The organism is Microbacterium sp. PI-1 (assembly GCF_004337555.1).
Lineage (GTDB): Bacteria > Actinomycetota > Actinomycetes > Actinomycetales > Microbacteriaceae > Microbacterium > Microbacterium aurugineum.
In genome coordinates this window covers 241,692-253,729 of record NZ_SJYZ01000002.1, presented here as the reverse complement: position 1 = coordinate 253,729, position 12,038 = coordinate 241,692, and the positions used below count along the sequence as shown (strand labels likewise).

Sequence of the window (12,038 nt, the reverse complement as noted above, 5' to 3'; positions counted from 1 at the left end):
CGGGCGAACCCTAGACTGGCGTCATGCCTCTCATCGCGCTCACCGGCGGTATCGCCTCCGGGAAGTCGACCATCGCCCGGCGTCTGGCGGAGCACGGCGCGATCGTCGTCGACGCCGATCAGATCGTGCGCGACGTGCAGGCTCCGGGCTCAGCGGTGCTCGATCGCATCGCGGAGACCTTCGGCCCCGAGGTCATCGGCGAGGACGGCGCGCTCGATCGCACCGCCCTCGGTTCGAGGGTCTTCGGAGAGCCCGAGCTCCTCTCTCAGCTGAACGCGATCGTGCATCCCGCGGTGCGCGAGGAGTCTCAGCGTCGATTCGACGATGCCTTCGCCGGTGATCCGCACGCCGTCGTCGTGTACGACGTGCCTCTCCTGGTCGAGGCCCGAGTGGACGATCCGTGGGATCTCATCGTGGTCGCCCACGCGCCGTCGGCCATTCGACGCCGTCGACTCGTCGAACTGCGAGGCTTGGACGAACGTGCGGCGCAGGACCGCATCGATGCCCAGGTGTCCGATGATCGGCGACTCGCCATCGCCGACGTCGTGATCGACACGTCGGATACCCTCGAGCGGACTCATGAGCAGACGGACGCTCTCTGGGAGCGGATCAGCGCGCAGTGACCTTCTCCGGTCACGCGCGTGGTTCACGTGAGTATCGGCGTCTCATCGTCGGCCTGTTCTTCGCGGGCATCGCGACCTTCGCGCAACTCTATTCCGCGCAGGGCGTGCTGCCGCAGATCTCCTCCGACCTCTCGGTCAGCCCGGCGACGGCGGCCCTCAGCGTGTCGGCTGCCACCCTCGGCCTGGCGCTGGCCGTGGTCCCATGGTCGATGGTGGCGGACCGTATCGGTCGCGTACCTGCGATGGCCACAGGTGTGCTCACGGCCACCGCCGTCGGTCTCTCGGCGCCGCTGAGCAACGAGATCTTCGCTCTGCTCGCCCTGCGGTTCGTGGAGGGAGTGGCGTTGGGGGCGGTCCCCGCAGTGGCTCTCGCATATCTCAGCGAGGAGGTCGAGGCGGGCTACGCTGCTGCGGCGGCCGGCAGCTACATCGCGGGCACCACAGTGGGTGGATTGCTCGGCCGGATCGGCGCGGGGATCGTCGGCGAAGTGGCCGGATGGCGGGCCGGGGTCCTGGCCGTCGCCGTGATGTGCGCGGTGGCCGCGGTGCTCTTCCTCTGGCTCACTCCCCGCGCCCGAGGATTCGTCCCCGGACGACTGCGTACGGATCGGGGTCCGGGCATCCTCGAGAAGCTCCGTGGGCCGTTGCGATCTCCTCGCCAGTGGGCGCTGTACGCGCAGGGGTTCCTGTTGATGGGAGCGTTCGTCGCGGTCTACAACTACCTCGGCTTCCACCTCGCGGCAGAGCCGTTCGACCTGCCGGCGTGGCTGGTGACGATGCTCTTCCTCGCCTACCTCGCGGGCACGGTGTCCTCGCCGTGGGCCGGCGTGCTCGCTTCGCGGATCGGACGCTTCCCCGTGCTGCTCGCCTCGATCGGCGTCATGGCTGTGGGCGCCGTGCTGCTGCTGGCGCAGGTCGCGGTGTTGGTGTTGTTGGGGCTCGTGCTCTTCACGGGCGGCTTCTTCGGAGCCCATGCCATCGCCTCGGGGTGGACACCGGTCGCGGCCACCCCCGGCAGCAGGGCCCAGGCGTCGTCCCTGTACTACTTCGCCTACTACGCCGGATCCAGCCTGTTCGGATGGATGCTCGGCCTCGTGTTCGTGGGCGCGAGCTGGGGATGGTTCGTGGCGGCCGTCATCGTGATGTGCGCGGCCGCGGCTCTCGCCGCCATCTCGGTCCTTCGTGGCGCTCCGGGCGTTCACCGGTCTTCCTGATCCCCGCGTCTCTCTCCGTTCGAGGTCGAGTCCGCCGCTCACGGCCTCGATGTCGGAGGGGCGGCATACGCTGGAGTCATGCAACCCACGCGCAGCGTCCGCCCCTTCGAGGTCATCAGCGAGTACGCGCCGGCCGGAGACCAGCCGCAAGCGATCGCCGAACTCGCGGCACGTATCAATGCGGGGGAGACCGACGTCGTGCTGCTCGGAGCGACAGGTACCGGAAAGTCGGCGACTACCGCGTGGCTCGTCGAGCAGGTGCAGCGTCCGACGCTCGTGCTGGCGCACAACAAGACCCTGGCCGCGCAGCTCGCGAACGAGTTCCGTGAGCTGATGCCGAACAACGCGGTCGAGTACTTCGTGTCCTACTACGACTACTACCAGCCCGAGGCCTATGTGCCGCAGACGGATACTTTCATCGAGAAGGACTCGTCGATCAACTCCGAAGTCGAGCGGCTCCGGCACTCCACGACGAACTCGCTGCTCAGCCGACGCGACGTCATCGTGGTCTCCACGGTCTCGTGCATCTACGGTCTCGGTGCGCCCGAAGAGTATCTCCGGGCGATGGTGGCGCTGCAGGTGGGAGAGCGCTACGACCGTGATGCACTCATCCGGCAGTTCATAGCCATGCAGTACAACCGCAACGACGTCGACTTCTCCCGCGGCAACTTCCGTGTCCGCGGCGACACGATCGAGATCATCCCCGTCTACGAAGAGCACGCCATCCGGATCGAGCTGTTCGGAGACGAGATCGAAGCGCTGTACTCACTTCACCCGCTCACGGGTGAAGTCATCGAGAAGCTCGACTCCGTGCCGATCTTCCCCGCCTCGCACTATGTGGCCGGAACCGATGTGATTCAGCGTTCGATCGGCACCATCGAGGCCGAGCTGGAAGAGCGTCTGGCGGAGTTCGAACGGCAGGGCAAGCTCCTCGAGGCGCAGCGCCTGCGCATGCGCACCACCTTCGACCTCGAGATGCTTCAGCAGCTGGGGTTCTGCTCGGGGATCGAGAACTACTCGAGGCACATGGACGGTCGCGAGCCGGGGGAGCCGCCGCACACGCTGCTCGACTTCTTCCCCGACGACTTCCTCATGGTGATCGATGAGTCGCATGTGACGGTGCCGCAGATCGGGGCGATGTACGAGGGAGATGCCTCCCGCAAGCGCACCCTCGTCGACCACGGGTTCCGACTCCCGAGCGCGATGGACAACCGTCCGCTGCGCTGGGACGAGTTCAAGAACAGGATCGGTCAGACCGTGTATCTGTCGGCCACCCCCGGCAAGTACGAGATGGGGATCGCTGACGGCGTCGTCGAGCAGATCATCCGTCCGACCGGGCTGGTGGATCCCCACATCGTCGTCAAGCCCTCGAAGGGGCAGATCGACGACCTGCTCGAAGAGATCCGCCTCCGCGTCGAACGCGACGAACGCGTGCTCGTGACCACCCTGACGAAGAAGATGGCCGAGGAGCTCACCGACTTCCTCGGCGAGCACGGTGTGCGGGTGCGCTACCTGCACTCCGACGTCGACACGTTGCGTCGTGTGGAACTGCTCAGCGAGCTGCGGTCGGGGGTCTACGACGTGCTCGTGGGCATCAACCTGCTCCGAGAGGGCCTCGACCTTCCCGAGGTCTCGCTCGTGGCGATCCTCGACGCCGACAAGGAAGGCTTCCTCCGTTCGGGAACCTCACTGATCCAGACGATCGGGCGTGCCGCTCGTAACGTTTCGGGTGAGGTGCACATGTACGCCGACAAGATGACCGATTCTATGGCGAAGGCCATCGAGGAGACCGACCGTCGTCGCGAGAAGCAGATCGCGTACAACAAGGAGAACGGCATCGACCCACAGCCGCTTCGCAAGCGCATCGCGGACATCACCGAGGTGCTGGCACGCGAAGGTGCTGACACTGCAGAGATGTTGTCGGGTCGTGGTCGCGCGTCGGGCAAGGGCAAGTCGCCGACGCCGAACCTTCGCCGGACCGGCATCGCCGCCGAAGGGGCCCAGCAGCTCGAGGCCACGATCCAAGATCTCTCGGATCAGATGCTCGCGGCCGCATCCGAGCTGAAGTTCGAGCTCGCGGGGCGACTGCGCGACGAGGTGCAGGACCTCAAGAAGGAGCTTCGCGCGATGGAGCGCGCGGGACACGCGTAAGCGAGGCGGGGATCGATGGATGCAGCAGGAGACGAACTCGCCGACCGGATCAGGGCACTGTTGAGCGCCGACGTCGAGATCGAGGAGCGGCGCATGTTCGGCACGCGGGCCTTCCTCGACGACGGCCGCATCCTCTTGGGAGCGCGACCGGGCGGCGTCCTCCTGGTGCGGGTCGATGACGAGAGCGGGGCGACGCTGCTCACCCGACCGGGAGCCGCGCGCGCGGTGATGGGATCACGCACGATGAGCTCAGGCTGGCTCGACGTCGTGCCCGGTGTGATCGAAGACGACGACGAGCTGATGTTCTGGCTCGACGTCGCGCGGGAGTCGACAGGGTCAGCCGTGGCGACGCCGGAGACGGACTGACATCAGGGGCAGTGCACGAGCGGTTTCGGCCCGGAACGGTCGATCGTGTGCAGCGTCATGGGTGCCCCGCAGAGCGGACATGCCCGTTCGGCTCGTTCCGCAGGGCTGGGCGGAGGAGTCTTCTCGTACGGACCGACCGAGGCGGGGCCCGCGAACCGGATCAGGTTCGTGTTCACCCAGGAGTAGACGCCCCCTGCCTCGCGGATGCGCGTACGGAGGGGTGGGCGGTCCGAGTCCTTTGCCATGTTGGTTAGTGTACTAATGATTAGCGCGGATGTATAGTTTCCCCTGTGACGGCGACCGATGACCTGCTCAAGTTGGAGAACCAGCTGTGCTTCGCGCTGGTGACCGCGGCGCGCAATGTCGTCGCCCTCTACCGACCGATCCTGGAGCCGTTGGGGCTCACGCATCCGCAGTACCTCGTGATGCTCGCGCTCTGGGAGAAGGCCCCGCGCACGTTGAATGAGCTGGCGGTCGACCTCGCACTCGAACCGGCCACGGCATCGCCTCTGGTCAAGCGGCTCGAATCTGAGGGGCTGGTGGCCAGGCAACGCAGCACTGAGGACGAAAGGCGCCTCGAGATCACGCTGACGACGGCGGGGGCGGCCCTGCGCGAGAGAGCCGTCGACGTCCCTCGTCGAGTCATGGAGGCGGTGGGTATGGACGTCGACGAGATCGCGGCACTCAGGGACGGCCTCAGCCCGTTCGCAGGGCGGCGTCCCGAGCTCGGCTGACTCGTCATCGCTTTCGCCTCGACCCGCGTCGGAGGCGGAAGAGATCGCGAGAGGCTCCAGCGGAGCCGATGTCGGTGGCCCCTCGTAGACTTGTCGGGTGCCCATCGTCCCCGTTGCTTCCTCAGGAAAACTCAGTGTCCGCGGTGCCCGCGTCCACAATCTCAAGAACGTCGACATCGACATCCCACGCGACTCCCTGGTCGTGTTCACCGGCCTGTCCGGGTCGGGGAAGTCCAGTCTCGCGTTCGACACGATCTTCGCCGAGGGGCAGCGTCGCTATGTCGAATCGCTGAGCGCCTATGCGCGCCAGTTCCTCGGTCAGGTCGACCGTCCAGACGTCGACTTCATCGAGGGGCTGAGCCCGGCGGTCTCGATCGACCAGAAGTCCACCAACCGCAACCCGCGGTCGACCGTCGGCACCATCACCGAGATCTACGACTACATGCGTCTCCTCTGGGCGCGCATCGGCGTCCCGCACTGTCCCGAGTGCGGTGAGCGGATCCAGCGTCAGACGGTGCAGCAGATCGCCGATCAGCTCATGGAGCTGCCCGAGCGCACCCGGTACCAGGTCGTCGCCCCGATCGTCTCGCAGAAGAAGGGCGAGTTCGTCGACCTGTTCCGCGAACTCGGTGCCAAGGGGTACTCCCGTGCGATCGTCGACGGGGAACTGATCCAGCTCGCTGAGCCGCCGACGCTCAAGAAGAGCTACAAGCACGACATCGCCGTGGTGGTCGACCGCCTCGTCGCTTCCGATGACATCCTCGGTCGCGTCACCGACTCCGTCGAGACCGCACTCGGGCTCGCCGGGGGAGTGGTGCAGATCAACTACGTCGACGGCGAGGGCGACGACGCGTGGCAGACGTTCTCCGAGAAGCTGGCATGTCCGAATGGGCACGCGCTCACTCTCACCGAGATCGAGCCCCGCACGTTCTCTTTCAACGCGCCGTTCGGTGCCTGCCCCGCGTGCTCCGGCCTCGGCACCCGGATGTCCGTCGACGTCGACCTGATGCTCGGCGACGAAGACCTCTCGATCCGTGAGGGTGTCATCATCCCCTGGACCACCCAGGGCAAGGGTCTGTTCCAGTACTACGAGCGCCTTCTCGAAGGGCTCTCGCGTGACCTCGACTTCTCGTTGGACACGCCCTGGCGCGAGCTCCACTCCGATGTGCAGGACGCCGTGCTGCGGGGGGAGAACTACAAGGTCACCGTCAAGTGGAAGAACCGTTACGGGCGTGAGATGCGCTACGCCTCCGGTTTCGAGGGCGTGGTGCCCTACATCGAGAGGCAGTACCTGCAGGCGGAGTCGGATAACCAGCGCAACCGGTGGGGCGAATACCTCCGCGAGGTGCCGTGCCCGGTCTGCGACGGCGACCGGCTCAAGCCCGAGGTGCTCGCCGTCCAGGTCCACGGGCACTCGATCGCAGAGGTCTCGCACCTGAGCCTCGCCGACGCCCGCGCGTTCATGGAGACGCTGACCCTCACCGACCGCGAGGCGAAGATCGCTGCGCAGGTTCTGCGTGAGATCCGGCTTCGTCTCGACTTCCTGCTGCAGGTCGGGCTCTCGTACCTCAATCTCAGCCGCTCGGCGGGTTCGCTCTCGGGTGGTGAGGCGCAGCGCATCCGGTTGGCCACGCAGATCGGTTCCGGCCTCACCGGCGTGCTCTACGTGCTCGACGAGCCCTCCATCGGACTCCACCAGCGTGACAACCGTCGCCTGATCGAGACCCTGCTCACGCTGCGCGATCTCGGCAACACGCTCATCGTGGTGGAACACGACGAGGAGACGATCGAAGCGGCAGACTGGGTCGTCGACATCGGACCCGGTGCCGGCGTCAACGGCGGCGAAGTCGTGCATTCGGGCCCCTACTCGGCTCTGCTCAACGACAGCGCGTCAATGACGGGGGAGTATCTCTCCGGCCGCCGCGAGATCCCGATGCCGACGAAGCGTCGCAAGATCGACAAGAAGCGGATGCTGAGTGTCGTCGGTGCGCGGGCGAACAACCTCCGCAACGTCACGGCTGACTTCCCGTTGGGCGTGCTGACCGCGGTCACCGGCGTGAGCGGTTCCGGAAAGTCGTCGCTCGTCAACGACATCCTCTACCAGGTGCTCGCTTCTCGGTTGAACGGTGCCCGCACGGTTCCGGGAAAGCACACGCGCGTGACGGGACTCGACAACCTCGACAAGGTCGTGCACGTGGACCAGGCGCCGATCGGCCGCACCCCGCGATCGAACCCGGCGACGTACACCGGCGTCTTCGACCGCATCCGCACCCTGTTCAGTGAGACGCCCGAGGCGAAGGTCCGCGGGTATCTCCCCGGCCGCTTCAGCTTCAACGTCAAGGGTGGCCGCTGTGAGGCCTGTTCCGGCGACGGCACCATCAAGATCGAGATGAACTTCCTGCCCGACGTGTATGTCGACTGCGAGGTCTGCCACGGCAAGCGCTACAACCGCGACACCTTGGCGGTGCACTACAAGGGCAAGAACATCGCCGAGGTCCTCGAGATGCCGATCGAGGAGGCGGCGGAGTTCTTCGAGCCGATCCAGGCCATCCACCGCTACATGAAGACCCTCGTCGACGTCGGGCTCGGCTACGTGCGTTTGGGGCAGTCGGCGACGACGCTCTCGGGCGGGGAAGCGCAGCGTGTCAAACTCGCCACCGAGCTGCAGCGCCGGAGCAACGGACGCAGCATCTACGTGCTCGACGAACCGACCACGGGCCTGCACTTCGAAGACGTTCGCAAGCTCCTCGAGGTCCTCAACGGTCTGGTCGACAAGGGCAACACCGTGATCGTCATCGAGCACAACCTCGATGTCATCAAGTCCGCCGACTGGGTGATCGACCTCGGCCCCGAGGGCGGTTCCGGCGGCGGTCAGATCGTGGCCACGGGCACCCCGGAGCAGATCGCGCGTGTCGAGGAGAGCCACACCGGCCTGTTCCTCGGCGAGATCCTGGGTGAGGGGCGCGCTGCGCGGAAGGCCAGCTGATGGCCGACGTGCTGCCGTACAAGCCGCGCCCGGGGGAGATCCCGACCGACCCCGGTGTGTATCGCTTCCGGGATGCCGCCGGGCGCGTGCTCTACGTCGGCAAGGCGAAGAACCTGCGTCAACGGCTCTCGAACTATTTCGCGCCCCTGCGGACGCTGCATGAGCGCACTCGAAGGATGGTCACCACGGCGGCCTCCGTCGAGTGGACCGTCGTCTCCACGGATGTCGACTCCCTGCAGCTCGAGTACATGTGGATCAAGGAGTTCGATCCACCCTTCAACGTGCGCTACAAGGACGACAAGTCCTATCCCTTCATGGCGGTGACGCTCGCGGACGAGGCACCTCGCGTGATCGTCACCCGAAACAGGAAGATTCCTGGAGCACGGTATTTCGGTCCGTTCCCGAAGGTCTGGGCGGTGCACGAGACGATCGATCTGATGATCAAGGCGTTTCCGATCCGCACCTGCAGCGACTCCAGCTACCGGCGCGCCATGCAGACGGGCAGACCCTGCTTCCCCGGACAGATCGGCAAGTGCGGTGGCCCGTGCTCGATGACGGTGAGCATCGAGGAGCATCGCGCGATGGTCGATGACTTCGTCGCATTCATGGCCGGCGGTGACGAGCGCTTCACCCGGGAACTCACGAAGCAGATGCTGGCTGCATCCGCGGCGATGGACTACGAGGCCGCGGCGAAGTACCGCGACAAGCTCTCCGCGATCGAGGCTGTGCTGGGGAAGAGTGCGCTCGTGCTGCCCGCGGACGAGGACGCGGATCTGTTCGGCATCGCGGAGGACGAGCTCTCCGCCGCGGTGCAGCACTTCGTGATCCGCGGCGGCCGAGTGCGGGGTGTGCGCGCGCTGACCATCGAGAAGGAGATCGACATCTCCAGTGGCGAGCTCGTCGAGCAGGTGCTGCAGCAGGCATACGGTGAAGCGCAGGACGTCCCTCGTCGCATCCTGGTTCCGACACTGCCCGACGACGCCGCGGAACTCGAGACGTGGTTGCGCGAGCGACGCGGCAAGAGAGTCGAGATCGCCGTCGCCCAGCGCGGCCAGCGCGCCGACCTGATGCGCACGGCGACATTGAACGCTCAACAGGCGCTGATCCGGCACAAGACTCGACGCACGACAGACTATGTCGCCCGCACCCAGGCCCTCACCGACCTGCAGGAAGCGCTCGGCATGGACGAAGCCCCGCTGCGGATCGAGTGCTTCGACATCTCTCACCTCGGAGGGACGAATGTCGTCGCGTCGATGGTCGTCTTCGAAGACGGGCTGCCTCGCAAGGACCAGTACCGGTCGTTCAACATCGCCGAGACCACGGACGACACCGATTCGATGTACCAGGTGCTCCGTCGGCGGTTGGCCTATCTCGACCGTCCCGAAGAGGAGTCCGAGGTGGTCGACCCGACGACCGAAGAGGTCGTGTCCGAGGACGTCGGCGCAGCGACGGTGCGTCGCAAGCCCCGCTTCGCCTACCCACCCCAGCTTCTGCTGGTCGATGGCGGGCAGCCCCAGGTGGAGGCCGCAGCACGAGCACTCCGCGACGCGGGGCACACGGAGATCGCGGTCTGTGGAATCGCGAAGCGCCTCGAAGAGGTCTGGCTGCCCGGAGACGATTTCCCCGTCATCCTGCCTCGCACGAGTGAGGCCCTCTATCTGTTGCAACGACTGCGTGACGAGGCACACCGATTCGCGATCACGCATCAGCGCAAGAAACGGCGCAACGACATCAGTTCCGTGCTCGCAGAAGTGCCGGGACTCGGCAGTTCACGGATCAAGGTGCTGCTCAAGCATTTCGGCTCGGTGACCGCGCTCCGTGCGGCCGCACCAGCGGAGATCGAAGAAGTCCAGGGAATCGGCCCCGTGCTCGCCCAGAACATCCACACGCACCTGTCCACTCGCTAGGCTGGAGTCCGAGGGGGAGAGGGAGCACTGAGTAATGGCTGACGAGGAAAAGGGCGAGTTCCTCATCGTCACAGGGATGTCCGGCGCGGGTCGGACCACCGTGGCGAACGCTTTGGAAGATCTCGGCTGGTACGTGGTCGACAACCTTCCGCCGCAGATCCTGCGCCCTCTGCTCGACTTGACCGACATGGGCGGCACCGCATTGCCGAAGGTCGCTGCCGTCGTCGATGTGCGCGGCCGCAATCTCTTCGACGACTTCCCGGGTGTGGCGCGTGCCCTGCGCTCGCGCGGCTCCGTGCGAGTCCTGTTCCTCGATGCGTCCGACGATGTGCTGGTGAGACGGTTCGAGTCCGTCCGACGCCCGCACCCGCTGCAGGGCGAAGGTACCCTGCTCGATGGCATCCGTGTCGAACGGACCCGGCTGGCCCCGATCCGCGAGGGCGCCGACATGGTGATCGACACGTCCACGCTGAATATCCATCAGCTGGCGACCCAGGTCTCGGACATCTTCTCGGAAGAGGGCGAAGCCCGTCACCGCGTCACCCTGCTGAGCTTCGGTTTCAAGTACGGGCTGCCGACCGACGTCGATATCGTCGCCGACATGCGGTTCCTGCCGAATCCGTTCTGGAATGAGGAGCTGCGCGGTCTCACCGGCCAGGACGAACGCGTCAGGGAGTACGTCCTCTCCCGCGAGGGTGCGACGGAGTTCCTGGATGCCTACTCGTCGGCGCTGGTGCCGGTGCTGGAGGGATACCAGCGCGAGAACAAGAGTCACTCGACGATCGCTATCGGCTGCACCGGGGGGAAGCACCGCTCGGTCGCGATGTCGGAAGAGCTTGCGCGCAGGCTCGCCGCCGTCCCGGGCGTCGCCGTGAGCGTCCGTCACCGGGACCTCGGCCGAGAGTAGCGAGCCTTCCGTCCGAGTAAGCTGGACGTTTGCGTCGCGATCCGACGCGTGAACGTGAAGGAGTGTCGTGGCACTAACCACCGACGTCAAGGCCGAGCTGGTCAGCATCCGCAACGCACCCCCGACGGTGCGGGTTGCGGAAGTCACCGCGATCCTCCGGTTCGCCGGTGGTCTGCATTCGATCGCCGGTCGCGTGGCCGTGGAGGCCGAGGTGGACGCTGAGACGCTCGCACGTCGCGTCGCACGAGACCTCGCCGAGATCTACGGAGTGCGCCCCGAGATCGCGCAGGTGCAGTCGAGCACCGCGAACGACGGAGCGCGGTGGGCCGTCCGTGTGATCGCCCAGGGCGAGACCCTCGCGCGCCAGACCGGTCTCCTCGACCAGCGCCGTCGCCCCGTGCGCGGGCTTCCGAACCGCCTCACCACCGGCTCTCGTGCCGAGGTCGCCGGTCTCTGGCGCGGCGCGTTCCTGGCGGCGGGGTCCCTGAGCGAGCCCGGTCGATCCGCGATGCTCGAGGTCGTCTGCCCCTCGTCGGAAGCGGCGATGGCACTCGTCGGCGCTGCCCACCGTCTCGGTGTCGCCGCCAAGGCGCGCGAAGTGCGGGGCATGCCTCGGGTCGTGGTGCGTGAGGGTGAGGCGATTCGCACGATCCTCAACGAGATGGGCGCGCAGAAGACCGCCATCGCGTGGGAAGAGCTCCGTCAGCGACGTGAGGTCCGCGCCGGTGTCAACCGCCTGGTGAACTTCGACGACGCCAACCTGCGCCGGTCGGCTCAGGCTGCCGTGGCCGCGTGCGCGCGTGTCGAGCGGGCGTTGGAGATCCTTGCCGACGAGGTGCCCGATCACCTGAAGGTCGCCGGTGAGCTTCGTCTCGCGCACCGCGACGCCAGCCTCGACGAGCTCGGTCACCACGCCGATCCACCCCTGACGAAGGATGCCGTCGCCGGCCGCATCCGTCGTCTGCTCGCGATGGCGGACAAGCGCGCGCAGCAGGAGGGCATCCCCGGGACGGAAGCCGCCGTCCCCGTCGGACTCGACGTCTGATCCGTATCCTTCGACGAAGACCCGCCGCCCACGATGAGGGCGCGGGTCTTCGTCATGTGGCGGAAGGTTCGAGGGCGCATCCGCGTTGTCGTCAGTAGGATGAAT

At 66.5% G+C, this 12,038-nt stretch carries 10 protein-coding genes; 9 read left to right on the top strand and 1 reads right to left on the bottom strand.

Annotated elements, in window-relative coordinates; translation table 11 throughout:
- Window positions 1-23: 23 nt before the first annotated feature.
- The 4 genes from coaE to E0W80_RS03135 all read left to right on the top strand — a co-directional run bounded on the left by coaE (window position 24) and on the right by E0W80_RS03135 (window position 4,354).
- On the top strand, window positions 24-623 hold the full coding sequence (coaE, locus tag E0W80_RS03150; protein ID WP_131491256.1) for a dephospho-CoA kinase: 600 nt from the start codon (window positions 24-26) through the stop codon (window positions 621-623).
- Entirely contained in the window at window positions 620-1,837 is a 1,218-nt protein-coding gene (locus E0W80_RS03145; RefSeq protein ID WP_131491255.1) for an MFS transporter, read from the top strand. Before coaE ends, E0W80_RS03145 begins: the two co-directional genes overlap by 4 nt.
- 78 nt (window positions 1,838-1,915) lie before the next feature.
- Entirely contained in the window at window positions 1,916-3,988 is a 2,073-nt protein-coding gene (gene uvrB, locus E0W80_RS03140) for an excinuclease ABC subunit UvrB (protein WP_047524034.1), read from the top strand.
- Between the two features lie 15 nt (window positions 3,989-4,003).
- Window positions 4,004-4,354, top strand: a complete 351-nt coding sequence (locus tag E0W80_RS03135) for a TfoX/Sxy family protein (protein WP_240740444.1) — start codon at window positions 4,004-4,006, stop codon at window positions 4,352-4,354.
- Window positions 4,355-4,356: 2 nt separating this feature from the next.
- Here the strand turns inward: E0W80_RS03135 and E0W80_RS03130 are convergent, their stop codons facing one another.
- Window positions 4,357-4,599, bottom strand: a complete 243-nt coding sequence (locus tag E0W80_RS03130; RefSeq protein WP_081997077.1) for a hypothetical protein — start codon at window positions 4,597-4,599, stop codon at window positions 4,357-4,359.
- Between the two features lie 45 nt (window positions 4,600-4,644).
- Between E0W80_RS03130 and E0W80_RS03125 the strand changes: the two genes are divergently transcribed.
- The 5 genes from E0W80_RS03125 (at window position 4,645) to whiA (ending at window position 11,933) form a co-directional block, all read left to right on the top strand.
- The gene (locus tag E0W80_RS03125; protein ID WP_131491254.1) at window positions 4,645-5,088 is read left to right on the top strand and encodes a MarR family transcriptional regulator; all 444 of its coding nucleotides are present in this window, start codon (window positions 4,645-4,647) and stop codon (window positions 5,086-5,088) included.
- 97 nt (window positions 5,089-5,185) lie between these two features.
- Window positions 5,186-8,074, top strand: a complete 2,889-nt coding sequence (gene uvrA / locus E0W80_RS03120) for an excinuclease ABC subunit UvrA (protein ID WP_047524031.1) — start codon at window positions 5,186-5,188, stop codon at window positions 8,072-8,074.
- The gene (gene uvrC, locus E0W80_RS03115; RefSeq protein ID WP_131491253.1) at window positions 8,074-9,981 is read left to right on the top strand and encodes an excinuclease ABC subunit UvrC; all 1,908 of its coding nucleotides are present in this window, start codon (window positions 8,074-8,076) and stop codon (window positions 9,979-9,981) included. The genes uvrA and uvrC overlap by 1 nt, the downstream gene beginning before the upstream one ends.
- Before the next feature lie 34 nt (window positions 9,982-10,015).
- Window positions 10,016-10,888, top strand: a complete 873-nt coding sequence (gene rapZ / locus E0W80_RS03110; RefSeq protein ID WP_047524029.1) for an RNase adapter RapZ — start codon at window positions 10,016-10,018, stop codon at window positions 10,886-10,888.
- Between the two features lie 67 nt (window positions 10,889-10,955).
- Window positions 10,956-11,933, top strand: a complete 978-nt coding sequence (gene whiA / locus E0W80_RS03105; RefSeq protein WP_017830285.1) for a DNA-binding protein WhiA — start codon at window positions 10,956-10,958, stop codon at window positions 11,931-11,933.
- Window positions 11,934-12,038: the final 105 nt, after the last annotated feature.

What these genes read in the sequence shown, in the direction of transcription:
- coaE (WP_131491256.1), top strand. Translation starts at nt 24, where the DNA reads ATGCCTCTCATCGCGCTCACCGGCGGTATCGCCTCCGGGAAGTCGACC.
- uvrB (WP_047524034.1), top strand. Translation starts at nt 1,916, where the DNA reads ATGCAACCCACGCGCAGCGTCCGCCCCTTCGAGGTCATCAGCGAGTAC.
- E0W80_RS03135 (WP_240740444.1), top strand. Translation starts at nt 4,004, where the DNA reads ATGGATGCAGCAGGAGACGAACTCGCCGACCGGATCAGGGCACTGTTG.
- E0W80_RS03130 (WP_081997077.1), bottom strand. Translation starts at nt 4,599, where the DNA reads ATGGCAAAGGACTCGGACCGCCCACCCCTCCGTACGCGCATCCGCGAG.
- uvrC (WP_131491253.1), top strand. Translation starts at nt 8,074, where the DNA reads ATGGCCGACGTGCTGCCGTACAAGCCGCGCCCGGGGGAGATCCCGACC.
- rapZ (WP_047524029.1), top strand. Translation starts at nt 10,016, where the DNA reads ATGGCTGACGAGGAAAAGGGCGAGTTCCTCATCGTCACAGGGATGTCC.